The following is a 25,489-nucleotide window of genomic DNA, read 5'->3' on the forward strand; positions in this document are numbered from 1 at the left end:
TCTGGATCATACTGGATAATCAACACCCTTGATCAAGTGTAACTTATATAGAATGCCATGCAGCTTAATGATTCTTTTGTGGATAGGAAAAAGCTTTCCATTTTTTATTGAATAGGCGTTGGTGTCTTTACTTTATCAATTACGATTATTCCATCATACTGTTCTTTCGGAACAAACTTCATTGACATCGGCCTAATTATTTCAGATGTCATTCCGTCTTCGGCGGCATAAATCGGTTTGAACATCCAGGCATTATTTTTATTTGGCGTAGAGTGTTTTGATAAATCGATAAATACATTCTTATATCCACTCTGCATCATCAAATTTTCAAGACTTCCTTTAGGCATAGGCTTTATATCGAAAGGTTTTTGTGTAGTAATTGTGCTGGCTTTCCCCCTATTCATGTATAATCCTATAACGTATTCCTTACCTTTCAATCTCTTATGGAGAAGCTCTCCCATACTAGTAAAGCTGTTCATCCATTTTCCGTTTTCTATTGTACTGATTTTAGAGGTGTTTTTGGCTAAGTGGTCATTGTGAGCCCACAGTATTATTTTTTTCCCTGGATACATAACTTTCATTAGCCATTCAACATTGTCAGCCATGATTTTGTCTCTGAACTCATAGCTTTCCTTTTCATTATACAAACACATTTCCATAAATTTGATTCGATCACTGAGCGATTTTATAGCAATATCAACTATGTGGGGATTATTCGGATATGCAGCTGCAAGCTGTACCCGGTTATCTTTAATAAATTGGATTAGATTCTTGTATTGCGGTTCATATTTGTCTATGACTTTCTTAATCTCCGCCTTATATTGAGGAGATCGGTTGCTAAATGTGCCATACTTGTTCATGACTGCATACAGCTCGGTTATACCTTGCATTTCAAAGTCGAAATATTGTTTGCCATAATCCTTATCTAACTTGGAAATCCAGGCTGCAATAAATTGCGTTAAATAACCCGACGTAAACTGCATATCGTATCCTGCCAGGTACAAAGGCTTGTTCGTTTTACGCTGCTGCTTAATATAATCAAACAACTTAAGCGTTTCTTTAGAATGCCATATTGGAAAAATGGAACCCCCCATCATTTGTTGAGCGGTTAGGGAGTCGGCATTATCATAGATGACGGCAGAATCACCAAGACCCGATTCAAAGGCAATTACATCAAAGTCCAGTTCTTCATGCAAATATTTGATAAGCCTTGTTTTGACGTCGCTGTATTCTGCTACCCTATGAAAATTCTCACCAAGACTAACCACTGTTTTATCTTTCAGAAGAGGCTTTAAAAAGGCTAGGTCGCTATAATCTTCTGATGTAAGAGATTTGATTTCTTTGGTGTTTTGTTTCAGCCATGTGTTCTGTGCTGCTGCTGATATATTGGTTGAAGCAAATAACGGTGAAATCCCCAGCCCCACGGCTATAACTCTTGTCAATGGTTTAGTTATTTTCATTCATGTTTCCTCCTTTTGAGTATCCAATATCCGTTATTGCCAATATTAAGAGTAACAACGATTTATAAAGGTTTTATAAAGTTAAAAAAATAGATAGGGAAATGATATATGTATAGAGCGTTCCGGTTAAGCCTGTTTTCTTTAACGTTTTATTCACTCCTTTGTCCCTCAATTTATCATAGCTTTTTTAGGTTTTTTTGATTTATTTTGCGAACATGATGCCATATCAAAAAACAAAGCTGCCTCAAAATACGGCTTCTCTGAGGCTTTTTTCATAAAATTACATACCTGTTGATTTATCCATCCATGGATAATCAACACCCTTGATATAGAGGGTATGAAGTTTAAAATGTGTGGAGCTGTTTTATTGACCAGCATTTCGTGGTAGAATTTTTTATGCATACAGTATATTAATTACTTTTATGGAATTTTATTAATAAGGAGACGGTGTATGTGAAAAAGGCTCTTATAGCCCTGTTGAGCAGTATATTTTTAGTGAGTGGTCTTTGTATGGATGAAGCAATAGCAAATACAGAAGCAACAAAAGTGTCTTTTGCCGGTAAAGTTAACGGAGACGCCGTGACGTTTGCTTATGCAGATAAAACAGGAAAGCATCTGTTAGCATTTGATCTAAATTCGTCTGATCGACCAAAGCGCTTTACGAAAGTAATATGCTCGCCCGGAAACGTACGGAGTGTAAAGTATGTAAAGTATCAAAAGGAAGGGAAGCATAGCAATCACAGAAATGCAGCAAGTAATATTACACAGGATGCAGGTGCATGGTTCGATGTTGTTAACGGAAAGTTTAAAGAAAATGAAAGCTGCCTTCTTATAGAAAAAGATGCTTTCCAGGGACATACATTTCTTCCGTATAAACCAGTAGAGCAAGAGGAATTTTCTGATGAAATAATTAGAAGAGTCACAGAGTTTAAAAAACGTAAGGTTATAAAGCAAGGATTAATCGGTGAGATTTCACCAGGTGTTCAAATTGGTCTTGTTGAATTTGAAAGAAAAGGAAAAAATGTATTGGCGAGTATTGTTATGACTACGCCGAATGGACTTGTATTTAAAGATTTTCCTGCAACATATGATGAAGTATCGACATGGCGTGTGGATGATCAAGGTGAAATTGATCCACAAATGTTTAATATTTTGTTTGTTACAAAATCAAAAACAGGTTATACGCTTGGTTTGGAATGGATAGGCTTTGAAGGAAATAGTCTAAGTGTGCTTCAGCAGAATGGGAATACTTTTTATAGTATTAATCAGTCTGGGCGCTATATGGCTCCATTTTGAACCGCTTCCACTTAGCTCACTCTTGAAGAGGGAGCTTCCTGCTACCCCCTCCTTTCAGTTTTCATCAATGCTCTTGGGAACAAGTGTTATTTTAACGATGCAATTTTTGGCAGAATTTGACGATAAGTTTTAGTTATATAAAACCTTATCTTGATGCATAATAAAAGGGTGAAAAAGGATAAGGAGGATATAAATGGTTTTAAAAGTAGCTTTACCTAATCCAAAAAGTAGTTGGGAGTTATGTGTACAACAGTATTGGAAAAAGGAAAAAGAAAAGTGGGAAAGGGAAAAGAGACGGTTGAAACAATGAATGGTATAGCAGAAACCTTCTCTGTAATTATTGTGATTGCAATTCTTTTGTGTGTAATAACAACATGGTTTATTTTTCAAAAATTGAGGTATGTGCAAAGCGCTGCTATAGATGGACAGAATAAAGAAACAGGAAAAACCATTAAATAACATATGTAAGAAGAAATTTAGGGCACCCATGCGGTGCTTTTATTTTTTTAATCCTATATGTTCAGCAAATGATTGATGTTTAGGGAGAATCAAAATAAAAAGGGAAGCGAGAGAAAGGGTGGATGTCTCGCTTCCGTGGTTAGAAGGTGACAAATGAAGAGAGTACTTGTCAGTACATTATACCATAGCAAATATCATGCCAATAAAGAAAAGGATGTACAATCTGTATGGAAGCAAGTATTTTGATCAAATTACACATGGAATCCGGTATTTTTAATGCTTGTTAGCATTTGATGATTCGCATGTGCATTAAAGAAGGACATATTAATACACACCTGTTGATTATCCATAAGGTGGAAGAAAGAAGGTGCACGCGTCGGCGTGTTCCCTCGTCTTTCTCACGAGGAAGAGACACGGCCGCTTTGTAGCACCAGGGCCGGACCGACAAAACATCTGGGCCTCTCGGTGCGGGAGACGAACCGACGCCCGTTTGGGCACGGGTGTGATGACGATCCACTCTGGATCATACTGGATAATCAACACCCTTGATATTAATATACTAAAATAAAAGCCCCTCTCTGCTGCATGACAGAAAGGAGCACCGTTAGGAGAACCAGTATAGACTGTTCTTAGTTTCTTATTATATAGCTCCAGATTAAAACAAAAGTTAACAAAAAGTAAAAAAATGCCCCCTATTGGCCTATTAGCCGATAAGGGGAAGTCTTTGCTTTGGTTACATTTACTGGTTAAGAACATTTTACCATGAGTATGCAACATCATGCAAAAGTCGTTTTTATTAAAATGTATAGAAAATGAAAAGAAAAGATATTTTATCTACAAAATTTTCCATTATGTTCGTTTTTTTGGTAGAATAAGAAAAAAGGGAGGGGATAACATGAAAAAGTTTTGGGTTGCTTTTATTCTTATGTTTGCCTTGCTTCCAGGTGTGGCATCTGCTCAGGTGAAAATAGAAAATACAACAATTAAACGTGTATATTATGATCCGGAAGAAAAGGGATATTTCTTAGAGACTGCAGGTGATGTAAATGGAGCTACTTGGAGCTTTGGGCTTTTCTATGCGAACAAGGAAAACAAAGCGCTAACAAAATCTTTGCAGCAATCTTTATTTAATCAGAAAGTAAAAGTCACGTATGAGGACCATAACAATAAGGATTATGAGAAGTGGGAGATGCTTGAGTTTGTTTTGAACGATTAATCTGAAAAGGAGGGCTGCACAAGCACCCTTCTTTTTTGATGCCTAATAAAAGCAAAGCGTAGCCTGTTTGGGGCACGGTGTGGTGACGCTCCACTCTGGATCGTACTGGAGAATCAACACTCTTGATAATGCAATTCCACATTTGTTCAGATATGTATACAATTCATAATAGACTTTGTATACCATAGAAAAATCTCAAAAGGATACACGCAGTAAACGCTGGCACATTTTTTGCTCAGGAAAATAGTTGATTATTTTGTATAACAAGGGGGAGTTTGAAATGGAGATTTATAAGGCCACATTGCAAGATGTAGACAGTGTTTCTGCACTATTTGATCTATACAGAGTTTTTTACCAGCAGCCTTCAGATATAGAGGCGGCAAAGCGCTTTATCCAGGAACGCCTTGAGAACAATGATTCTGTTATTTTTGTAGCTGTTGAGAATGGTGAGTATGCAGGCTTTGTCCAACTGTATCCACTCTTTTCCTCTGTATCTATGCAGCGACTTTGGATTTTAAACGATTTGTATGTAACTGAGGCCAGCAGGAAGAAAGGAGTAGGGAAGCAGCTTTTGCAAGCAGCCGAACAATTGGCGAGGGAAACCAGGGCGAAAGGGCTAAAGCTGCAAACGGCTGTAGACAATGTTGCTGCACAAAGCTTGTACGAATCGAATGGTTGGATGAAGGATGGCAAGTTTTTCTACTATGTTTGGAATGTCTGATCACACCTATTGATTCCTTCGAAAAGAAAAATTATGCATTGTGAATAGTGTGAATAACTCTGTGGATAATGGGAACATACATTCCTTTTGTGTGAAGAAGTTATGTCAGTAAAGGGGATATTTGCATGGCACTATTGACAAAGGATTTTTATTGTTTATTGTAGGTCTATTTTCATGATATAATCTTCCTGTTGAAAAAGGCAAACTTATTGAAAGATAAGGACGCAAAACTATAGGGGCTTCTATCCATAGATATGCCAGCCAGTTGCCGGGAGGAAAGCAATGAATAGCAAAGCATATAAAGTTCATATTCGTGATTTGGTTAAAGATTTTTTTGTACTGTTAGAAAATTATACGGATCATCCACAGAATTTGTTTGTTTTCACAAGCTTTTTGAAAGGATTTCTAAGAAAGAAAGCATTTGGCGAGACTACCCCGACCATTGAAGTTGTGACAGTTCTCAAGCATGAGAAACCGGTTATTTTTTATCATATGAGAAAACAAACGGAGGATTGGATATACATTCTTACCCGTATTGATATGGATGTTGAAGAGGCGAAGCAGAAGCTTCTTCATATAGTAAAGTAGACCATTCCTCTGGAGTGGTCTTTTTTTGCGTAAGGCGTACAACGAAAAAAGGCCTCACCAATTAATGAGAGGCCCCGTTGCATGCGTATTATACATTATTACGGCTCATCTTGTATCATCTCCTCCTTTTTTTGTCCTATCTCTTTTAGCTGTTTGTTGTTTTCTGGTGTACTTAAGGTTTGCTTCTGTATTTCATGTTTTTTTTCCAATTCTTTCAGGGTGGTCGGAGTGCCTTGCTTTTGTTTATCCATATTATCTCCTCCTAATAAATTCTTGCATTCTTAGAAGTAGTATGTGAGAAGAAGATGTCCTTTACTCTACTACATTTCCTTCAGAGGGAATCTTTGTATTTTTACCTCAAAAGGGAAGGGTATAATATAAAGTGAAACTTCACTCAGCGGGGTATTACTGCCTGTTAAGGTGGATTAAAATGTAGTATATGCCAGCCTGGGGAAAAGAAAAATGAATAAAAAGGAGGTACAATGGATTATGGATATGAATCGTTTTACGCAAAAATCGCTTGAGGCGATTCAGCAAGCAGAGACAAAAGCGCTTCGGTACGGCAATCCAGAAGTGGAGACGGAGCATCTGTTGCTTGCGTTGTTAACGCAGCATGAAGGGCTGCTGCCGCGTCTATTGTATAGGATGAATATATCGCCTGAAGGCTTTATCCGTGATATTGAGACAAGACTGGAGCAAAAGCCACGCGTATCCGGTTCCGGACGGGAAGCAGGAAAAATCTATATCAGTTCTGGTGTTAACAACATTTTATTGAAGGCGGAAGACGAGGCAAAAGCGATGCATGATGAATATATATCCGTCGAGCATCTTTTTCTTGGTATTTTGGAAGTGGTACAGAGCGTGCCATCGTTGCGTAGTCTGTTTACGAATCATGGTATTACCCGCAAAGCATTTGTTGCCGCTATGAATGAGGTAAGAGGCAATCAGCGTGTTACCAGCGCCACACCGGAAGTAACATATGAAGCGCTGGAGAAGTACGGCCATGATCTCGTAGAAGAAGCACGCCGCAATAAACTTGATCCGGTTATCGGGCGCGATGCAGAGATTCGTCATGTCATTCGAATTTTATCACGTAAAACGAAGAATAATCCGGTGCTTATCGGAGAGCCCGGCGTCGGAAAAACGGCGATTGTGGAAGGTTTGGCCCACCGCATTGTTCGGGGCGATGTGCCAGAAGGTCTTCGTGATAAACGCATTTTCGCGCTCGATATGGGGGCTCTTATCGCTGGTGCTAAATATCGCGGAGAATTCGAGGAGCGGCTGAAGGCGGTACTGCAAGAGATTAAGCGAAGTGAGGGAAAGCTTCTGCTGTTTATCGATGAAATCCATACGATTGTGGGTGCGGGCCGAACAGAAGGATCGATGGATGCGGGAAATTTGCTCAAGCCGATGCTTGCGCGCGGTGAGTTGCATTGCATCGGTGCTACGACGCTGGATGAATATCGCAAATATATCGAAAAAGATGCGGCGCTTGAACGCAGGTTTCAGACCGTTATGGCAGATGAGCCAACCGTCGAGGATACAATTTCTATTCTGCGCGGTCTGCGTGAGCGGTTTGAAGTTTTCCACGGCGTGAAAATTCACGATAATGCTCTTGTAACGGCTGCCGTATTGTCCCATCGATATATTACGGACCGTTTCTTGCCGGATAAAGCAATTGATTTGGTGGATGAAGCGTGTGCGATGATCCGTACAGAAATTGATTCAATGCCAGCAGAGCTGGATGAAGTTGCACGCCGGGTTATGCAGCTTGAAATTGAGGAAGCTGCATTGAAGAAAGAAACCGATCCGGCCAGTCGCGAGCGGCTTGAACAACTGCAGAAGGAATTGGCCGAGCGACGTGAGAAATTGGCAGCCATGAAAGCGCAGTGGGAGGCAGAAAAACAGGCTCTCGGGAATATACGGAAGCTACGAGAGAAAATAGAACGAATTCATCAAGCAATAGCACAGGCAGAGCGTGACTACGACCTGAACAAAGCCGCCGAATTAAAGTACGGCAAGCTTCCTGAAGCAGAAAGAAGACTACGGGAAGAGGAGGAAAAGCAATCTGGTCGCAAAGAGGAAGAGTCTCTGTTGCGAGAAGAGGTGACCGAGGAGGAGATCACACGTATTATCTCTCGCTGGACCGGGATTCCGCTTGCCAAGCTGGTAGAGGGAGAACGGGAAAAGCTCTTGAAGCTGGATCAAATTCTGCATCAGCGTGTCGTAGGCCAAGGAGAAGCGGTAGATAGTGTTGCGGATGCTATTGTTCGTGCACGTGCAGGAATTAAAGATCCACGACGTCCGATTGGTTCATTTATCTTTTTAGGTCCTACCGGTGTTGGGAAAACAGAACTTGCCAAAACGCTGGCAGAGACGCTATTTGATACTGAGGATAATATAATACGCATTGATATGAGTGAATACATGGAGAAACACAGCGTATCCCGCCTTATCGGTGCCCCTCCCGGTTATGTAGGATTTGAGGAGGGAGGCCAGCTTACTGAAGCTGTACGGCGCAAACCGTATTCGGTTATTCTGTTCGATGAAATCGAAAAAGCGCATCATGATGTTTTTAACGTATTGCTTCAGGTGCTTGATGATGGACGAATTACCGACTCGCAAGGCCGGATGATTGACTTTAAAAACACAGTCATTATTATGACATCAAATATTGGCTCAGGTTTTTTGCTGGATGGCATTACGGATTCGGGTGAAATTACAGAATCAGCCCGCAAGCAGGTGATGGGCGAATTACAGATGAACTTCAGGCCCGAATTTTTAAACCGGGTAGATGAAATCGTATTATTCAAACCGCTAACTGTTACTGAAATCGGCCAAATCGTTGAGCTTCTCATCGCCGATCTACAGAAACGGTTGACTGAGCGCGGTGTTGAACTAGCATTAACGGAAGCAGCTAAAGAGCACATCGCAAAGGAAGGCTACGATCCGGTTTATGGGGCACGTCCGTTACGAAGATTCTTGCAACGTCATCTTGAAACCCTTATCGCAAGAGCGCTAATAGGTGGGCAGGTTACAGGCGGGACGACAGTTATTGTAGACTGCAAGGATGAAAAATTGACGCTTAGCTGGAAACATGCTTCTACAACAAATATATAACAAAACAAGCCCTCGCTTTCATAATGAAATGCGAGGGTTTGTTTTAACGAAGATAAGGATTTACTTGTTCGATAGTATGTTGCAATTTATCTGCGGCTTTGCTGTAGAGTCGTTTAGCTTCCTTATTCTGTGTTTCCAATGCAAACATTTCAAAGTCAGCCTGGCATTTTTTCAATGTGGCAAGGAGCAATTGATTCTCGCTTGGCTGCGGTACCTGAAGCTGATCGTTGTACAAGTCCAGATACAGTGCTCCTTTATCATCGACCTGGCCTAGGAATACATTTTCCAGTTTGACACCTGTCTTTTTCAGTTCAGTATCGAGCCATTGGGCAGTGCGACCGCTTGCCCTGAGCGGATCGAGCAGAACTTGACCATCCATAATGACTGTTTCCGGTTCCACCTCTGCAGGGAGGTTTAACTGTAAGTCCTTTACTGTAACCGGCTGCGCATCCTTTTTGGGCATGACGCTAAGCTGTCCATTTGTTTCCAGTATGGCGAATTCTACATCCGCTACTTTGAACATATTTTTCAAACGCAGCTGTGCGAGGAGTTCATCTGTATTAATGTGCTCTTTTTTCAGGTTATCTTCCAGTATTTTACCGTTTTTTACAAGCACTGTACCTTTTCCTTCAAATAGTTGGCGGACAAATTTACTTTTTAATGATAGATAATCAACAAAAAATGGAATAGCGGCAAAAACCAGGAGACTTGTATAGCCGTGAACTAGATTGTTCTCGATGTCCGTCGCAATAACAGCGGTAATGTCACCGATCGTAATGCCGACTATGTATTCGAAGAATGTCAGCTGTGCCAGTTGCTTTTTCCCGCTAAAACGGGTAATGGCGAATAAGACCACAAGCGCGAAGAAGGCGCGTAAGGCGATTTGGACAACATCGTTCATGTGTATTCACCTCGTTGGAATATAAGGAAGGTGAGTCAAAGACTCACCTTGGCGTTCGCAAATTAAAACCCTTTGTACTGAGGCTCTTCTTGTTCGAGTTGCTGAACCCTTGGTTCTAGCGCATCGATAATTGCCTGTGTTTGTTGAGCGTTTTGGGTGAAAAGCTGCTTTGCCTGTTGGTTTTGTGTGCTTAATGCGAATGTTTCCAGGCTGGCTTGTGCGCTTTTCAAGCTTGCGATTGCCTGTTTCACTTGTGCTGATACTGTCATAACTTTCACCTCCACAGCAGATAGTATGTACTTATCCTCTTGGTTTAAACACTAAAGCGCCAAGAAAGCCAAAAATAATAGCTGCTGAAATTCCAGCGCTTGTTACTTCAAAGATGCCAGTAATAATGCCGATGACACCGTCAGCTTTCATTTCCTGCATGGCCCCGTGAACGAGTGCGTTACCGAAGCTAGTAATCGGTACGGTCGCGCCGGCCCCGGCGAATTTGACAAGCGGTTCATACCAGCCAAATCCAGCAAGCACAGCACCTGCCACGACCAAGGTGGACATCGTATGGGCAGGCGTCAATTTTCCTACATCCATTAATAGCTGCCCAATTACGCAGATAAGACCGCCGATGACAAAAGCCCAGAAAAAAATCATGCTGCATGCCTCCTGTCTATGAAATTATTGTTCGATAGCAACCGCATGTGCCACGCAAGGAATGGTTTCATTTTGCTGGTAACTGAGGGGGGAGAGGAGCGCGCCCGTTGCGACAATGAGCATGCGTTTCCATTCTCCAGCTCGTAGGCGTCTAAGAAGATGGCCATATGTTACGGTTGCACAGCAAGCGCAGCCGCTTGCTCCAGACATTACTTCCTGGTCCTTGCTGTAGATAAGTAGACCGCAATCCGTCAGTTTGCTTTCGGGAACGTTGATCCCATGTTTTTTGAACAAATTTTTAGCGATGTCATGCCCGACCTGCCCCAGGTCACCAGTAGCGATAATGTCGTAGTGATCAGCATTAATTTGCAAGTCGCGGAAATGTGCTTCGATTGTATCGACCGCTGCCGGTGCCATCGCAGCCCCCATGTTAAATGGATCGGAAATCCCCATATCGATGACTCTACCAATAGTGGCTGAGACGACACGCGGGCCGTTCCCGGAAGAGGCGACGATCGCGGCTCCTGCACCTGTGACTGTCCATTGAGCAGTTGGTGGTTTTTGTGAGCCGTATTCTGTCGGATAACGGAACTGCTTTTCCGCCGTGGAATTATGACTGCATGTTCCGGCCAGCGCATATTTAGCAGCTCCGCTGTCAACAAGCTGGGCAGCGAGTGCCAGGCCCTCCATGGAAGTGGAGCAGGCGCCAAAAATCCCAAGATAAGGCACGCCGACCGTACGGGCAGAGAAGCTGCTTGAGATAAGCTGGTTCATTAAATCACCGGCCAGAAAGAAGTTAATGTCGCCTTTTTGAATATCCGCTTTTTTGATAGCAGTATCGCAGGCATCTTCGAGCATTTTCTTTTCTGCTTTCTCGAAACTGTCCTGTTCGAGCCAAATATCTCCGTAGAGAAGGTCGAAGTCGTTGGCCAGATTTCCACGTGCTTCAAACGGTCCTCCGACAGTGGCGGAGGAAAGAATGACAGGCTTACTCTGAAAAATCCATGACTGGTGTCCCTGAAGCATTATGCGGCCCCTCCTAACGCTGTCCAGGCCCATTTTAGCAGACCGATAATAAAGGCGGCGAAAACGCCGAATACAATAACAGAACCGGCCAGCTTGAACATGTTGCCGCCAACCCCCAATACAAGCCCCTCGGTGCGATGCTCCAGTGCCGCTGAAGCAATAGAGTTGGCAAACCCTGTCACAGGTACGGCTGTACCGGCTCCAGCGTACTGTGCGATTTTGTCATAGACACCAATCCCGGTTAGAAGAACGGAGATAAAGATAAGAACGGCAGAGGTCGGATTTCCGGCTGTTTTCTCCGTAAATTTAAAGTAGGTGATGAAGAATGTTTGAATAATTTGTCCCAACAAACAGATAGCACCTCCAATAAAAAAGGCGCGCAGTACATTTTTGAGCACGGGACGAGGTGGTTCATGCGCCTGTGCAACTGTTTGATATTCGATTTGTGTGGGAGTAAGCTTCTTGTTTTTCGCCTTGCTTGCCATATGCATTCTCCTTCTGTCATAAGTAGTCGCTTTTATTATTTTGGAGAGAATGCGAAATTTCATACGTGAAGAAACGAGAAGATATAAAGAAAAGTACGAGACGGCAGGGTGGTTGCACGTCTCGTACTTATGGATTTACTCTGATTTTGCTTTAAACATGTTGATACGGGGCGCCTGGAGTAATTGTTCATATGTGAACTTCGTACCCAGGGAGGAGATGTCATTTAAATAAAGAGCATCATCAATTTTTTGTGAGGTGTCTTCCGGGACGAATTTATCGTAGCAATTTGGGCAGTCAACCGAAGGAATATCTTGAATGTGCACGGTATTTTTTCCGTCCGGCGTAACCCAGTAGCAATCCTGGACACCTTCTATGGCTGCCTCGGTTTCGCACCAGATGCATTTCATTTATGTTCCCCCTTGCTTGTTAATTGTTCTCTTTTGCTTTCGCCAGCTTTGCCTTCATCTCGTCCCGCTTGTCGCGTCGGTCTTTCAGAGAAGTATGATCGTCGGTCTGTTCATATTGTTTCCGCTTATTCATTCGGCGCAGACCTTCTGGTACGAGGTTGAATTTTTCATCCCGCATAATGGCGCTAATTCCTACCGTTTCTTCTTCTTGTGCAATACCATAATGCTCGTTGAAGTATGCGTCTGCACGTCCCGCTTCGTAATTCTTTGGTTCCGGATAGGAGGTGATAACTCCTTCAAAGTTGCGTAGCACGACTTTATCCGGACTTTGAGAAATCATGTAATTTGGCTGCAGTGCAATTTTGCCGCCGCCGCCCGGTGCATCCACTACGAATGTCGGTACGGCGTAGCCGGATGTATGACCACGCAAACCTTCCATAATTTCCAGGCCTTTGGATACCGGTGCACGGAAATGGCCAATGCCTTCGGATAGGTCGCATTGATAGATATAGTATGGGCGAACACGGATTTTTACAAGCTCATGCATTAGTTTCTTCATAATCGGCACGCTATCATTAATACCTGCAAGAATAACGGCCTGATTTCCAACAGGAACTCCAGCGTTCGCAAGCATTTCACAGGCGAGCTTTGATTCTGGTGTAATCTCAAGCGGTGTATTGAAGTGCGTATTCAGCCATACCGGATGATATTTCTTCAAAATGTTGCATAGGTTTTCTGTAATCCGTTGTGGGAATACGACTGGAGCGCGTGTACCGATACGAATGATTTCTACGTGTGGAATCGCACGCAGGTTTTTTAGAATATATTCGAGTACTGTATCGTTAATTAATAGGCCATCGCCACCGGATATGAGCACATCGCGTACTTCCGGCGTATTGGCAATATAGTTGATAGCCGCATCCAACTGTTTCTTGGGCACGCCCATGCCTACTTGACCAGAAAAGCGACGGCGTGTACAGTAACGACAATACATCGAGCACTGGTTGGTTACTAAAAATAGTACACGATCTGGATAACGGTGTGTGAGGCCTGGCACCGGCGAATCCTCATCTTCGTGCAGCGGATCTTCTAAATCGTATTTTGTTTTCATAATCTCGGCTGACACTGGAACCGACTGCATACGCACAGGACAGCGTGAATCATCCGGATCCATAAGTGATGCATAGTACGGCGTAATATTCAGCGGAATGGTTTGTGTGGAAATTCGTACGCCTTCTTCTTCTTCCGGCGTCAAGTTTACGACTTTCTTTAAATCTTCTACAGTTTTTATTGTATGGGTAAGCTGCCAGAGCCAATCGTTCCATTGTTCATCAGTTACATCTTTCCAAAGATCGATATCACGGAAATTGCGCGTTTTTGCTGGAGCGGCATGCCAGCCTTCACCTAATGCAGGGGAGTGTTGACCTTTATTTAAATCTTTTTCCAGTAAGCTCATTTGCTGTACCTCCTTAGCGTGTTCTCATCGCTTTTTTATACAGCAAAATGTATGCCAAGGTATAAAAGATTCTAAAAATACTGATTTGATAAGGGTTACAAAAAAAAGAGGGATAAATTCCCTCTGTAAGATAATAAAATTACCTGCAAAAAAATTGGCGTTTTGTGATTTTTTTGCTGCCAAAAATTTGTCTATAGATTGAATTTTTTAATTTTATACTGAAGAGCCTGACGCTTAACACCGAGCGCTTCTGCTGTTTTACTTACGTTTCCTTCGTGGTGTTTGAGGGCCTCTTCGATCATAACCCGCTCGATGCTTTCAATATAGCCGGGCAGGTTCATCGGATAGGCAGATGGAGCAGACTTTGGTGCCTCTGTATCTGATGTGGCTATAGATTCCATCGGCAATTCAGTAAACTGAAGCGGCAGATGGTGCAGCTCAATCCGCTCTTCATTTTCCTCAAGCATATTAAACGCCGCTTCGATCGTGTGGCGTAATTCACGTATGTTTCCTGGCCAAGCATACGTAAGAAACGTTTGTGCAACCTTTTCACTGATACCGGTTACTTTCATGGCAAATGTCTGGTTGAACTTTGCAATAAAATGTCTGGTTAACAAAATGATGTCTTCTTTGCGTCGAATGAGCGGCGGCAGCTCGATATTTACGACGTTCAGCCGGAAAAACAAGTCAGAGCGCAGGATATTCTGCTTTAGCGCTTCGTAAGGACTGATATTCATTGCGGCGAGAATCCGGACATTTACTTCCTGTTCTGAAGCGCCGCCAACACGCCGGACGCGCCCGTCCTGAAGCACACGCAAGAGCTTGGCTTGCAGCATAATATCGAGACTGTTAATTTCATCAAGGAACAATGTACCACCGTCTGCCTGCTCAAAAATACCGGGACGATCAATGGCACCTGTAAATGCCCCTTTGGTTGTACCGAACAGCAAGCCTTCCATCAACTCACGTGGTACTGCCGCACAGTTCTGGGCGATGAACGGTTTGTCCCGACGAATGCTAGCGTTATGAATACTCTGTGCGATTAACTCTTTGCCCGTACCGGTCGGACCACAGATAAGCACAGACGATTGGGTGCGAGCCGCTCGTTTGGCTCTCGTGAGCGCCTGCTGAAACAAAGAGCTTTCCCCAATAAGATCGCTGAAATGATACTGCGTATCATTTTGGGCATTTTTCTTTTCTTTAGTCTTTTTATAGAGCTGCTGCCGAAGATTAAGGACCTGATCATTTAATTGAACGATACGGGTAATGTCTTCAGCCAACTCGACTGCTCCGATAATGTCACCTTCCTTACATAGCGGATATGTGCTATTAATAGATGTAATTTGTTTGCCTTTCATATTCATATATGTCTGGACTTTATCCACGATTTCCTCTCCGGTACGAAGTACGCGGCTAAGAGTGCTGCTTTCATTTGTCAAGGAAGGAAATAAATCGAATATGTTCTGGCCGATAACATCCTTACGGTCTAGCCCGTCGATTTCGGCCATTGTTTCATTGAAAAATATGGTCGTTCCTTCTTTATCGACAAGGTGGATGCCTACATTAATAATGCCCAGAAGCCATTCTAGCTCTTCTGACCAGACTGCTGCTAGCTTGGACACAACTATCACCCTTTTCTTTGAAGTAATCGGCACGGTTTTTGCAATGTTTCTAACTATGAAAACATAATGGAACGGAGGATTATTAATGACAACAAAAAATGAATTGTACTCCCATTCCCGCACTGAACGTGGCCAGGATTTCACGATGGAAATCTGTCTCGATCCTTTTAACGCCCGGTTACGCATAGATGATTACCGCGGCAATGTACAGACCATGCATAAACGTGTGCTTGAGCTTGCAATGGAAAACGGATTCACAAAAGTGTTCATTAAATCCCGCCCGGAAGATTGGCAGGCACTTCTTAGCCTTGGCTATATGCTTGAAGGCGTATTTAAAAGATATTTCAATGGCGGCGATGCTTATAGCATGGCACTGTATTTTACAGATGAACGGCGTACAAGCGATTATTGGATGCAAGAAGATAATATTTTGCGTCAGGTACTTACACTTCCGACGAAGCCTTCAGATGAGCTGCTGGCACAAGGTTATTCCATTCGGCTTGCTACCACAGAAGATGCTGAACAGCTTGCCCGATTGTATGATGCTGTGTTTCAGACATATCCGACGCCGATGAATGATGCTGCGTATATTAAAAAGGTCATGCTTGAAGGCACAATTTTCTATGCTGTTGAATCGAATCGACAGATTGTCAGCGCTGCGTCGGCGGAGGTGAACACCTTATACAACAATGCAGAGATGACTGATTGTGCCACATACCCTGAGCATCGAAAGCATGGACTGATGCGCCATCTGATTGTCGCGCTTGAACGTGAACTGCAATCGCGCAATATATACTGTGCATACTCGCTAGCCCGTTCTCTTTCGTTCGGTATGAATGCAGTATTCCATCAGCTTGGGTATGAATATACCGGCCGGATGACGAAGAACTGCAACATCTTTGACAAGTTCGAAGATATGAGTCTTTGGGTTAAAGATTTATCCAGATAATAGCGCTTATTGCCTATAATACTTTAAATGCTGCATGGTCAAGCCGATAGGCCATCAATGCCAGATGAAATTGAGTAAGTGTATGGGCGTTCTGTAAATCTTTATTCGTCTTCTCTTCGATTTGTTCAAGCCGATATTTTAGTGTGTGACGATGAATAAAGAGTGCAGCCGCCGTATTTTTAATATTAGAATTGTGCTGCAGATAGCATTCCAGTGTATCAACGAGGCTGGAATTATGTTTTTGATCATAAGTGAGCAGGGGATCGAGCAGCGGACGGAATAAGGTCGACAGTTCGACTCCTGCTTTCTTCATCTGTAGAAGCGGAGCGAATGCCCCGATTTTGTCGTACGTCATCAGAACTTCTCCGGTCGTAATACCTATCTGCAGGGCTTCTCGCGCTTCTTGTGCGCTGGCGGCGATTTGGCCCAAGCCACAGAAAGGGGTACTCATACCGATATAAAGGGGTCCTGACGTAAGCCGAAGCTGTGCTTCCTGCTGTAAAGATTGTGCGACTCGAATGACGTCTTTATCCTGTTGTACAGGAATGACAAGGGTTATTGTACGTTGCTTCTCCCGTAGCAGAACAGGTTTGGCCTGTCTACGGGTCCAGGACTGAATGAGCGGTCGAATGCTATCTTCTGAGACGGAAGCAATTTGCATAACAGTCATTATACCTTCCAAACGGTAATTCAGTTTGTGGGCCAATTTCTGAAGATAGGCTTCATCTTGTTCGCTGTTTTCGAGCAATTCATCCAGTACATCTTCCCGCATACGTATCAATGCTTCATCGACAGCCTTCTGTTTTAAAAACTCAATTGCACATACAATGCCAGCCTGCTCTACAATTAGCCGATCCATTTCCGTAAGTGCAGTCTGCTTTTGAATGTGTAGAAATCCATATTGTTCCTGAGCAGTTGCAATCGGATGAACAAGCTGTTCTTCGGATAAGGACAGAGGGGCTGCCATATCTATCGTTTGTTGCAAGGATATAAGTTTTTCAAGAGATAGAGAAGCTTCTGCATTCTTTCCACTTCCTTCTAGCCGGCGTCCCTGGACATCATAAATCTCCACTTCCGCCTGCAGGCGGGCTGCCAATGTATCCACGAGTGGAGCCAGACCCTTGTTGTTCAGTGTAAGCATGGTTAGCTCATGGTGAATTTGTTGCGTATCCTGCATGAGCTGTAATTGTCGGTTTACGATGTGACCGAGCAGTGCCTTTGTCACCTCGGAAAAATTCATATGACGGGGAATCTCAATTAATGGGAGATTGTGCTCATTAGCAGCCTCAATGAACTCTAGTGGAATTCTTTCCATATAAAACCCGGTATGAATGGCCACTGCTGACAGGTTTTGTTGTACCAGCTGTTCAATGAAGTCGCGTCGGTTCGCTATAGTGTCTAAGCCGTAACCGGTCGTGATGAGGAATTCTCCCTCCTGTAGACGTGTTGCATCTTCAATAATCTCAACAATGGTGACCCATTTGATAATTCGATGCAGGCCACCATGACCACCAATAAGCTTTATCTGCTGAATATTAGGCAATTCCAGTGCTTCTTTTAGTGTAATCGACATGCCCATTCCCCTCTTTATACATGATGTATAAAAAATATACTACAAATTCATATAATAGTGCGAATATTTTTCTTTTACTTCCTTTGCTATGATAAAAGTGGCGAAGAAATACGAAGGAGGAAAGCCCGATGATGGGAAAGAGCCATGTGATTAAACCGTTATTAAATAAGGAATATCCTACTGTCTCATATGGCAGAGGTGTTTATTTATATGATATTGAAGGCAAAGCCTATTTGGACGGATGTTCGGGTGCTGTGACAGCTAACATTGGACATGGTGTACAATCCGTAATTGATGCAATGAATGAACAGGCAAAGAAAGTATCATTCACATATCGTTCGCAATTTACGAGTGAAGCCGCGGAAGCATTGGCTGCCAAGCTGGCGAGCTGGACACCTGGTGATTTGGATTATGTATTTTTTGTTAATAGTGGATCAGAAGCAACAGAAACTGCAATGAAGATTGCGATTCAGTATTGGCAAGAGCAAGGACGTATCAACAAGAATAAAATTCTTTCCCGTTGGATGAGTTATCATGGTATTACGTTGGGGGCATTATCGATGTCCGGTCACATTTTAAGAAGAAAGCGCTTTATTCCGCTTTTGGAAGAGTACCCGTCGATTGAACCGCCATATTGTTATCGCTGTCCGTTTAACAGTACGTATCCAAGCTGCGATTTGCTATGTGCGAATCAGCTGGAGCAGGCTATTCATCGTATTGGCGCGGACAATATTGCGGCATTTATTGCTGAGCCGATTATTGGCGCATCAGCCGGTGCAGTAACACCGCCACCGTATTATTATCAAAGAATAAAAGAAATTTGCGAACGTCACGATATTTTGTTCATTGCCGATGAAGTGATGACAGGTAATGGACGAACCGGTAAACCGTTCGGGATTAATCATTGGGATGTAGTGCCAGATTTAATGGCGCTTGGCAAAGGAATGGGCGCCGGCTATACGCCTATGGCGGCCGCGATAGCAAGCAAACGGATTATTGATGTTATTGCTGCCGGCTCCCAATCAATTATGTCCGGTCATACGTTCAGCGCTAATCCGCAATCGGCAGCTGTTTCTCTGGCTGTTATGCAGTATATGGAGGATAATCAGTTGATTGCTAAGTCAGAAGAACGCGGCCTTCAGCTATTATCCGGTTTGCAGACGCTCATGCAAAAGTATGAAATTATTGGTGATGTACGAGGTAAAGGTTTGCTTTGTGGCATCGAATTTGTAAAAAATCGGACTACGAAGGAAACATTTCCTCTCAGCCTTGGAGTGACGGAACGTGTTATCGCAAAGGCGATGAATAATGGCCTGCTTATTTATAATGCTTCCGGAGGCATTGATGGGCAAGCCGGAGATAGTGTAATTGTGGCACCGCCATTTACCATTTCAGAAGAAGAAGTAAACGAATTGCTATTTATACTTGATCAATCCATCCGTGAATTGATACTGGATTTAGAAAAGGAAGGGCAACTCGTTCCTAAAGAAAGCGTGCAATAGGGAGGGATGAAGAATGGAGCAGACTGTGTCTAAAGTTGTTTCGCTCGATGAAGCACTTACGCATATTATTGATGGTACTACGCTTATGTTTGGTGGTTTTGGTGGTGTAGGTAATCCGCCCACCATCATTGATGGAATTTTGCGTAAGGGTGTTACCGATCTTGATTTAATCGGCAATGACTCGGGTTTTCCCGATATCGGGATCGGGCGCCTTGTAACTGCGGAACGCGCCCGCAGCTTAATTACGTCGCATATCGGTTCCAATCCGAATGCTGGCCGTTTGATGACTGAAGGGAAAATGAAGGTCACCTTCTATCCCCAGGGTACGCTTGCTGAAAAAATTCGCGCCGGTGGTATGGGGTTGGGCGGAATTCTAGTGGATGTAGGGCTTGGTACGATTGTCGAAGAAGGCAAGAAGCGTATAGAAGTAGAAGGTAAGACGTATATGGTGGAGCCTGCCTTAACGGCTCAGGTAGGTATTGTACATGCGCTCAAAGCTGATGAGTACGGTAATCTTATTTATGATAAAAGCGCTCGTAACTTTAATCCACTTGTAGCCATGGCGGCCGATATCACGATTGCTGAGGTGGAAGAAATCGTACCGAGAGGCGAATTGGATCCGGAATGTATCGTAACTCCGGGTGTGTATGTAGATTACATTGTCAAAAGTGAAGGGGTGAATTGGAAATGGGCGTGGGAGTAGAGCAGCGTCACTTAATTGCACGGCGGGCGGCAAAAGAAATTAAGCCGGGAATGCTAGTGAATTTGGGGATAGGCATACCAACGCTGGTGGCAGATTATATTCCGCAGGAATGGGACGTTATGTTTCATGCGGAAAATGGCATTCTAGGCACTGGACCTTCACCTGAAAAAGGGAAGGAAGACGAAAATTTATGTAATGCAGGCGGATTCCCGATTACGCTCGCTCCAGGCGCCTCATACTTCGATAGCACGGTTGCGTTTGGTATGATTCGGCGAGGTTATTTGGATATTACGATTCTTGGCGCGTTGGAAGTAAGCGAGAAGGGTGATTTGGCAAACTGGATTGTACCTGGTAAACGAGTGCCGGGGATGGGCGGCGCCATTGAACTGGCACAAAAGGCGAAAAAAGTTATCGTATTGATGAACCATACAAATAAAGCCGGAGAACCGAAAATTTTACGGAAATGTACGTTGCCACTAACCGCACCGGAATGTGTAGACATGATTATTACTGAGCGAGCCGTTATCGAGGTAGTGAGCGGGGAATTGCATCTGCGTGAAGTCCTATACCCGTATACGGTAGAACAAGTAGTAGAAAGTACGGAAGCTCCATTGAAAATTATGGAAGGTAGTCACGTTCCAGTCTTTAAATAATCAGGGAGGTGCCAAAAAAATGATGAAAGAGCAAATTAAGAAATGGATGCAGGCGCATCGGCAGGATGCGGTCGATTTTCTCGCTCAGGTGGTACAGGCACCGAGCATACAGGGACAAGAAGCGGGGGCACAGAAGCTAGTCGCTGATAAACTGGATGCGCTCGGACTGGAGGTGGATGTATGGGAACCAGCAGGAGAAGAGCTAGTCAAACATCCATACTTCTGCTCTCCGCGTACGTCATTTGAAGGCAGCCCGAACGTCGTGGGTATCTGGAAGGGAGAAGGCGGCGGCAAATCGCTCATATTGAACGGCCATATCGATGTCGTGCCTGCCGGTGATCTTGAGCAATGGGACGATGATCCATTCAGCGGCAAGGTGGAAAACGGTAAAATGTATGGGCGCGGCGTAACAGATATGAAAGGCGGCAACGTAGCGATGCTGTTCGCAGTCGAATGTCTGAAAGACTTAGGCATTCGTCTTAAGGGAGATATTATATTCCAAAGTGTGGTGGAAGAAGAAAGCGGCGGCTCCGGCACGCTCTCCACTGTACTGCGTGGCTATAAAGCGGATGCAGCGCTTATTCCGGAACCGACTCAGATGAAGATTTTCCCTAAACAGCAGGGCTCCATGTGGTTTAAGATTAAAGTAAAAGGTCGTTCGGCACATGGAGGTACGCGCTATGAGGGCGTAAGCGCAATTGAGAAGGCGATGATCGTGGTTGATGCGATTCGCAAGTTGGAGAAAGAACGAAACGATAAGATTACGGATCCGCTGTACGAAAGTATCCCGATCCCGATTCCGATTAATGTGGGAACCATTCAAGGCGGAGAATGGCCATCTTCTGTTCCGGATTTGGTAGAGCTACAGGGACGGATGGGAGTCGCACCAGAAGAAGAAATGGAAGATGCAAAACAAGCAATGGCACAAGCTCTTGCGGCATTGGATGATGAATGGCTTGTACAGCATCCGCCAAAACTTGAATGGTTCGGTGCACAGTGGGTGCCGGGTACAATTGATTCCGATCATGAACTGATGAATCATCTTATTCATTCGTACCGTACTGTTCTCGATCAGGATCCGGTTATTGAAGCTTCCCCATGGGGAACGGATGGAGGCCTTTTGACTAAAGTAGGCGAGACGCCATCCATCGTATTTGGACCGGGTGTGACAAGCATGGCACACTATCCGAATGAATATATTGAGCTGGATCGCATGATTGAGTGTGCAGAAATTATGGCCCATACGATAATGTACTGGTGCGGTGTGGCGAACGAAAAAGCGCTCAGTACGAAGTTGTAAGCTAAATATAGCAAAGTAAAAAGAGGCATGCCTTTAATGGTGTGCCTTTCTGATTGTATTGCCTCTAATAAAATAAACGATTGCTATGCAGAGGAATTGTGGCGGGATGGTGAAACTCGTACAGCTCCAAAAATAAAAAGCACCTGCATTTATTGTACTTTGCGAAGCGAATGTGCGAGAATGTTTAGAGAGGTGGTAATATGCAGCAATCTGTATCCGTTTCTTTTGCCTGGTTCGCTGGTTTGATATCCTTTTTTTCACCCTGTGTTTTCCCATTGATTCCTGCATACATAACTCATTTGACAGGCGGGATGGTACAGGATGATAAGCTGGCTATCCGGCGTAGTACCCTGTTGGTTCGCTCTCTGTTTTTTATTATCGGGTTTTCCATTATTTTTGTTGCATTCGGAGCGACGGCCAGCTATCTTGGTCAGTTCCTTCGTTCGAATCGCGAGCTGTTCGAACAATTAAGCGGCATTTTAATTGTCATATTTGGTTTTCAAACGATAGGTTGGTTGAAGCTTGGGTTTTTGGCGCGTGAGAAGCGATTCGATATGTCGCGTATACAGGCGGGAAAATGGTTCTCTTCGCTTCTGTTGGGCATGGCTTTTGCTGCAGGTTGGACTCCTTGTGTAGGCCTGGCGCTGTCGTCGATTTTACTTTTGGCTGGCAATGCGGAAACCGTTAATACAGGAATGTTTCTGCTAAGCGTATATTCGCTCGGTTTAGCGATTCCTTTTTTTGTTATTTCTTTCATTATGCTGTATTCAGTTAAGGCAATTCGTCGTTTGAATCGTTGGATGCCTGTTATCAAAAATGTGAGCGGTTGGCTTCTTATTGCTATGGGCGTATTAATTTATACAGGGCAAATGCAGCGTTTGAGCGCCTGGCTTTCTTCTTTTACCTTATTTGCGTACTAGCCGCTTTTATCCTCTCATTTTAATGAGGAGAGGTTCAGAGGCGTATAAAAGGTATAATAAGATTGTACGGATTAGCATGTACTATGAAGGAGGCGACAGCATGAGCGCATATGACGAGGTTTCAGCGCATGAAGTGAACGAACGGCTTAAGCAGGGCGAAATTTTACACTTGATTGATGTTAGGGAAGATGATGAGTATGCAGCAGGACGCGTTCCGGGTGCAAAGCATATTCCATTAAGCAAAATTCCAGAACGGCTGCACGAACTGGATAAGGACAAGGAATACATTATGGTATGCCGCAGCGGCAATCGAAGCGGTATGGCTTCAGAATGGCTGAACGAACGTGGCTATCATGTCAAAAATATGGTTGGTGGCATGCTTGATTGGACAGGCGATATTGAGAAATAAGCAATGACACAAAAAAGAGAAGGTCTAACAAAACCTTCTCTTTTTTGTGTCATTTTTTATCACGGACAAAATGAAGTTAAGTCTGGCTGAACTGTTAAATGTTAGTATGTTCGGTGATATCCTTCCGGGCATGAAAGTAAGTGTGCTGGATGCTCATATGAGGAGATATATAGGATAAAACGTACAAGTAAATACTATTGAAGAAAACATTGGATATAGAGCGTGAAATAAACGTAGTGATAAGGCATTCTGATACGGTATAATAAGGAATGGTGTTTTGCTCACTGTAAAGAAAGGGTGTTTTGTGATTCGATGAGAGTGTTGAGAAGCATACTGCGCATAAGTTTTGTTGTGCTTCTATTGGGTGCGATAGGAATTGGCGGATATTACGCGTATTCCTTTTATTCGTTTACATCGAAGATTCAGAAACCGGGCACCGCTACTTCTCTCCCTGAATGGACAGGGAAGGAGCGAGTGAATATTCTGTTGATGGGTGTCGATAAACGAGAGAATGAAGAGTCAACACGTTCAGATTCCATCCTTGTGGCCAGCATTGATCCTGATACGAAAAAAGCACATCTCTTTTCTATTCTGCGGGATTCATGGGTGGAAATTCCCGGTTATCGGAAGAGTCGGATTAATACGGCATACGAAGTTGGCGGACCTGAGCTAGTGGCGCAAACAGTAGAGAATTTGACGGGACTGCCGATTCAGTATTATGTAACTACTGACTTTAAAGGTTTTGAAAAAGTGGTAGACGCGCTGGGCGGCGTAGATTTGTATGTAGAAAAAGATATGGAATATTATCTGTATGAAGAAAACGGTTATTACGATATTATTCTTAAAAAGGGACAGCAGCATCTGGATGGACACAAAGCGTTGCAGTATGCGCGGTTCCGTCATGATAAGATGGGTGATTTTAGCCGGACGGAGCGTCAGCGTAAGCTACTGAAAGCTTTGGCTGAACAGGCTACAAAAAGCACAAGCATCTGGAGAATTCCGAGCATGCTGGAAGCTGTATCGCCTTATGTTACAACGAATATGAGCTCGAGCGATATGCTGCGCCTGGCTAGCCTCACGTATAAATTGGACATAGCACATTTGCAAACGGAGCAAATCCCACCGGCTAATATCCTGCGTGAGAAAACAATCAATGGAGCTCAGGTAATCGACCCGCGTCCAGAGCGTACTCAAGAGTATATTAGAAAATTATTGGAGAACCCATCGCAAGATCAGACAGATGAAAAAGAAGCTGTAAAAGGTTCTACAAATTGATTTTGTGTATAGGATAGTTGATAAAGGGGGACGAACTTATGGGGAGATAATCGAAGCCATCGGTTCTTGGATTACTGCTATTATCAATTATCTGGGCTACACGGGCGTCTTTTTTGGAATGCTCTTTGAGAGTGCATGTATTCCAATTCCAAGTGAATTGATTATGCCGTTTGCCGGTTTTCTTGCTGCACAAGGAGAGATGAATCTGTTTGCTGCTATTGCTGCCGGCAGTATTGGTGGAACGGTAGGCTGTATCATTGCATATATTGTCGGCTATAAGTACGGTCATCTGCTTGAAGGGCCTTTGCGTTATATTTTTCCGTTGAATGAAGTCAGACGGGCACAACGCTGGCTGGCCCGACATGGAGATAGTGTAGGCTTTTTTACTCGTTTACTTCCAGCGATCCGCACGTTTATTTCATTGCCGATGGGGATGGCCCGTGCTCCGTTTCTTCGTTTTATTGTTTACAGCTTTGTCGGGACGACTATATGGTGTACCGCGCTTGCATATGTAGGCTGGATCCTTGGAGAGAACTGGACGGAAATCAAAACATATCTCCATTATGGAGACGTGGTAATTCTCATTGCTTTAGTAGTATTGTTAGCTTACTATGTGTGGAAAAAGAAAAAAAGAAGCCGTTTTGTATGAGAGGACTTCCGGTTTGTACCGGAAGTCCTTTTTTTATTAACTTGGCTTTTAGTTGGAAAGTTTAGTGGTAAAGTACAGTAATTATAAGCGTATTCATATTTAAAGCAATATGTTAACACGCCTGTTGATTATCCATAAGGTGGAAGA

General features: G+C 43.5%; 26 protein-coding genes and 1 riboswitch. Of the genes, 15 read left to right on the plus strand and 11 right to left on the minus strand.

Features of this window, described 5'->3' with window-relative positions; all coding sequences use genetic code 11:
• Positions 1-104 precede the first annotated feature (104 nt).
• Positions 105-1,460 carry an erythromycin esterase family protein gene (locus tag HMPREF0083_RS12265; protein WP_021621706.1) on the minus strand — a complete coding sequence of 452 codons (1,356 nt, stop codon included), beginning with the start codon at positions 1,458-1,460 and terminating at the stop codon, positions 105-107.
• A gap of 453 nt (positions 1,461-1,913) precedes the next feature.
• Here HMPREF0083_RS12265 and HMPREF0083_RS12270 point away from each other — a divergent pair, with 453 nt between their 5' ends.
• The 5 genes from HMPREF0083_RS12270 (at position 1,914) to HMPREF0083_RS12285 (ending at position 5,740) form a co-directional block, all read left to right on the plus strand.
• Positions 1,914-2,756 (plus strand): hypothetical protein, encoded by an 843-nt coding sequence (locus HMPREF0083_RS12270; RefSeq protein WP_040302565.1) that lies wholly within the window; start codon positions 1,914-1,916, stop codon positions 2,754-2,756.
• A 240-nt stretch (positions 2,757-2,996) separates the two neighbouring features.
• Positions 2,997-3,215, plus strand: coding sequence for a hypothetical protein (locus HMPREF0083_RS28045; RefSeq protein ID WP_021621709.1), 219 nt, complete (start codon positions 2,997-2,999; stop codon positions 3,213-3,215).
• An 895-nt stretch (positions 3,216-4,110) separates the two neighbouring features.
• Positions 4,111-4,431 (plus strand): hypothetical protein, encoded by a 321-nt coding sequence (locus HMPREF0083_RS12275; protein ID WP_040302566.1) that lies wholly within the window; start codon positions 4,111-4,113, stop codon positions 4,429-4,431.
• Between the two features lie 280 nt (positions 4,432-4,711).
• Positions 4,712-5,152, plus strand: coding sequence for a GNAT family N-acetyltransferase (locus HMPREF0083_RS12280; protein ID WP_040302568.1), 441 nt, complete (start codon positions 4,712-4,714; stop codon positions 5,150-5,152).
• Positions 5,153-5,341: 189 nt separating this feature from the next.
• A riboswitch (cyclic di-GMP riboswitch) is annotated at positions 5,342-5,425 on the plus strand.
• Between the two features lie 9 nt (positions 5,426-5,434).
• Complete coding sequence (locus HMPREF0083_RS12285; protein ID WP_021621713.1) at positions 5,435-5,740, plus strand: hypothetical protein; 306 nt, start codon at positions 5,435-5,437, stop codon at positions 5,738-5,740.
• A gap of 98 nt (positions 5,741-5,838) precedes the next feature.
• On the opposite strand, the gene HMPREF0083_RS28050 is transcribed toward HMPREF0083_RS12285, so the two are convergent.
• Positions 5,839-5,991, minus strand: a complete 153-nt coding sequence (locus HMPREF0083_RS28050) for a hypothetical protein (RefSeq protein WP_021621714.1) — start codon at positions 5,989-5,991, stop codon at positions 5,839-5,841.
• A 238-nt stretch (positions 5,992-6,229) separates the two neighbouring features.
• Between HMPREF0083_RS28050 and clpB the strand changes: the two genes are divergently transcribed.
• A complete protein-coding gene (clpB, locus tag HMPREF0083_RS12290) occupies positions 6,230-8,860 on the plus strand; it encodes an ATP-dependent chaperone ClpB (protein WP_040302570.1) in 2,631 nt (876 codons plus the stop codon).
• 43 nt (positions 8,861-8,903) lie between these two features.
• Here clpB and HMPREF0083_RS12295 read toward each other — a convergent pair whose 3' ends face one another.
• From HMPREF0083_RS12295 to HMPREF0083_RS12330, 8 genes are all read right to left on the minus strand, one after another.
• A complete protein-coding gene (locus tag HMPREF0083_RS12295) occupies positions 8,904-9,761 on the minus strand; it encodes a DUF421 domain-containing protein (protein ID WP_021621716.1) in 858 nt (285 codons plus the stop codon).
• A 62-nt stretch (positions 9,762-9,823) separates the two neighbouring features.
• Entirely contained in the window at positions 9,824-10,030 is a 207-nt protein-coding gene (locus HMPREF0083_RS12300; RefSeq protein WP_040302572.1) for a DUF1657 domain-containing protein, read from the minus strand.
• A gap of 31 nt (positions 10,031-10,061) precedes the next feature.
• Positions 10,062-10,412 carry a stage V sporulation protein AE gene (gene spoVAE / locus HMPREF0083_RS12305; RefSeq protein ID WP_021621718.1) on the minus strand — a complete coding sequence of 117 codons (351 nt, stop codon included), beginning with the start codon at positions 10,410-10,412 and terminating at the stop codon, positions 10,062-10,064.
• 24 nt (positions 10,413-10,436) lie between these two features.
• On the minus strand, positions 10,437-11,438 hold the full coding sequence (spoVAD, locus tag HMPREF0083_RS12310; protein ID WP_021621719.1) for a stage V sporulation protein AD: 1,002 nt from the start codon (positions 11,436-11,438) through the stop codon (positions 10,437-10,439).
• Positions 11,438-11,923: a stage V sporulation protein AC gene (gene spoVAC / locus HMPREF0083_RS12315; protein WP_040302574.1), complete on the minus strand. Its 486-nt coding sequence runs from the start codon at positions 11,921-11,923 to the stop codon at positions 11,438-11,440. Before spoVAC ends, spoVAD begins: the two co-directional genes overlap by 1 nt.
• Positions 11,924-12,058: 135 nt before the next feature.
• On the minus strand, positions 12,059-12,331 hold the full coding sequence (locus HMPREF0083_RS12320) for a YokU family protein (protein ID WP_021621721.1): 273 nt from the start codon (positions 12,329-12,331) through the stop codon (positions 12,059-12,061).
• A gap of 19 nt (positions 12,332-12,350) precedes the next feature.
• A complete protein-coding gene (gene kamA, locus HMPREF0083_RS12325) occupies positions 12,351-13,787 on the minus strand; it encodes a lysine 2,3-aminomutase (RefSeq protein ID WP_021621722.1) in 1,437 nt (478 codons plus the stop codon).
• Positions 13,788-13,978: 191 nt separating this feature from the next.
• Positions 13,979-15,409, minus strand: a complete 1,431-nt coding sequence (locus tag HMPREF0083_RS12330) for a sigma-54 interaction domain-containing protein (RefSeq protein ID WP_040302576.1) — start codon at positions 15,407-15,409, stop codon at positions 13,979-13,981.
• Between the two features lie 85 nt (positions 15,410-15,494).
• Between HMPREF0083_RS12330 and ablB the strand changes: the two genes are divergently transcribed.
• On the plus strand, positions 15,495-16,358 hold the full coding sequence (gene ablB / locus HMPREF0083_RS12335; RefSeq protein ID WP_040302577.1) for a putative beta-lysine N-acetyltransferase: 864 nt from the start codon (positions 15,495-15,497) through the stop codon (positions 16,356-16,358).
• Between the two features lie 13 nt (positions 16,359-16,371).
• Here the strand turns inward: ablB and HMPREF0083_RS12340 are convergent, their stop codons facing one another.
• Positions 16,372-17,931: a PucR family transcriptional regulator gene (locus tag HMPREF0083_RS12340; protein WP_040302579.1), complete on the minus strand. Its 1,560-nt coding sequence runs from the start codon at positions 17,929-17,931 to the stop codon at positions 16,372-16,374.
• Between the two features lie 131 nt (positions 17,932-18,062).
• On the opposite strand from HMPREF0083_RS12340, the gene HMPREF0083_RS12345 reads away from it, so the two are divergent.
• The 8 genes from HMPREF0083_RS12345 (at position 18,063) to HMPREF0083_RS12380 (ending at position 25,342) form a co-directional block, all read left to right on the plus strand.
• Positions 18,063-19,433, plus strand: coding sequence for an aspartate aminotransferase family protein (locus HMPREF0083_RS12345; protein WP_040302584.1), 1,371 nt, complete (start codon positions 18,063-18,065; stop codon positions 19,431-19,433).
• A gap of 13 nt (positions 19,434-19,446) precedes the next feature.
• On the plus strand, positions 19,447-20,136 hold the full coding sequence (locus tag HMPREF0083_RS12350) for a CoA transferase subunit A (RefSeq protein ID WP_021621727.1): 690 nt from the start codon (positions 19,447-19,449) through the stop codon (positions 20,134-20,136).
• Positions 20,121-20,789, plus strand: coding sequence for a 3-oxoacid CoA-transferase subunit B (locus HMPREF0083_RS12355; RefSeq protein ID WP_021621728.1), 669 nt, complete (start codon positions 20,121-20,123; stop codon positions 20,787-20,789). Before HMPREF0083_RS12350 ends, HMPREF0083_RS12355 begins: the two co-directional genes overlap by 16 nt.
• Before the next feature lie 19 nt (positions 20,790-20,808).
• Positions 20,809-22,089 (plus strand): peptidase, encoded by a 1,281-nt coding sequence (locus HMPREF0083_RS12360; RefSeq protein ID WP_021621729.1) that lies wholly within the window; start codon positions 20,809-20,811, stop codon positions 22,087-22,089.
• A 200-nt stretch (positions 22,090-22,289) separates the two neighbouring features.
• Positions 22,290-23,009, plus strand: a complete 720-nt coding sequence (locus HMPREF0083_RS12365; protein ID WP_021621730.1) for a cytochrome c biogenesis CcdA family protein — start codon at positions 22,290-22,292, stop codon at positions 23,007-23,009.
• Positions 23,010-23,109: 100 nt separating this feature from the next.
• A complete protein-coding gene (locus HMPREF0083_RS12370) occupies positions 23,110-23,418 on the plus strand; it encodes a rhodanese-like domain-containing protein (protein ID WP_040302580.1) in 309 nt (102 codons plus the stop codon).
• Positions 23,419-23,730: 312 nt separating this feature from the next.
• Positions 23,731-24,693: an LCP family protein gene (locus HMPREF0083_RS12375; protein ID WP_021621732.1), complete on the plus strand. Its 963-nt coding sequence runs from the start codon at positions 23,731-23,733 to the stop codon at positions 24,691-24,693.
• Positions 24,694-24,811: 118 nt separating this feature from the next.
• Positions 24,812-25,342 carry a DedA family protein gene (locus HMPREF0083_RS12380; RefSeq protein WP_167331565.1) on the plus strand — a complete coding sequence of 177 codons (531 nt, stop codon included), beginning with the start codon at positions 24,812-24,814 and terminating at the stop codon, positions 25,340-25,342.
• Positions 25,343-25,489 lie beyond the last annotated feature (147 nt).

It is taken from the genome of Aneurinibacillus aneurinilyticus ATCC 12856 (assembly GCF_000466385.1).
Taxonomy (GTDB): domain Bacteria; phylum Bacillota; class Bacilli; order Aneurinibacillales; family Aneurinibacillaceae; genus Aneurinibacillus; species Aneurinibacillus aneurinilyticus.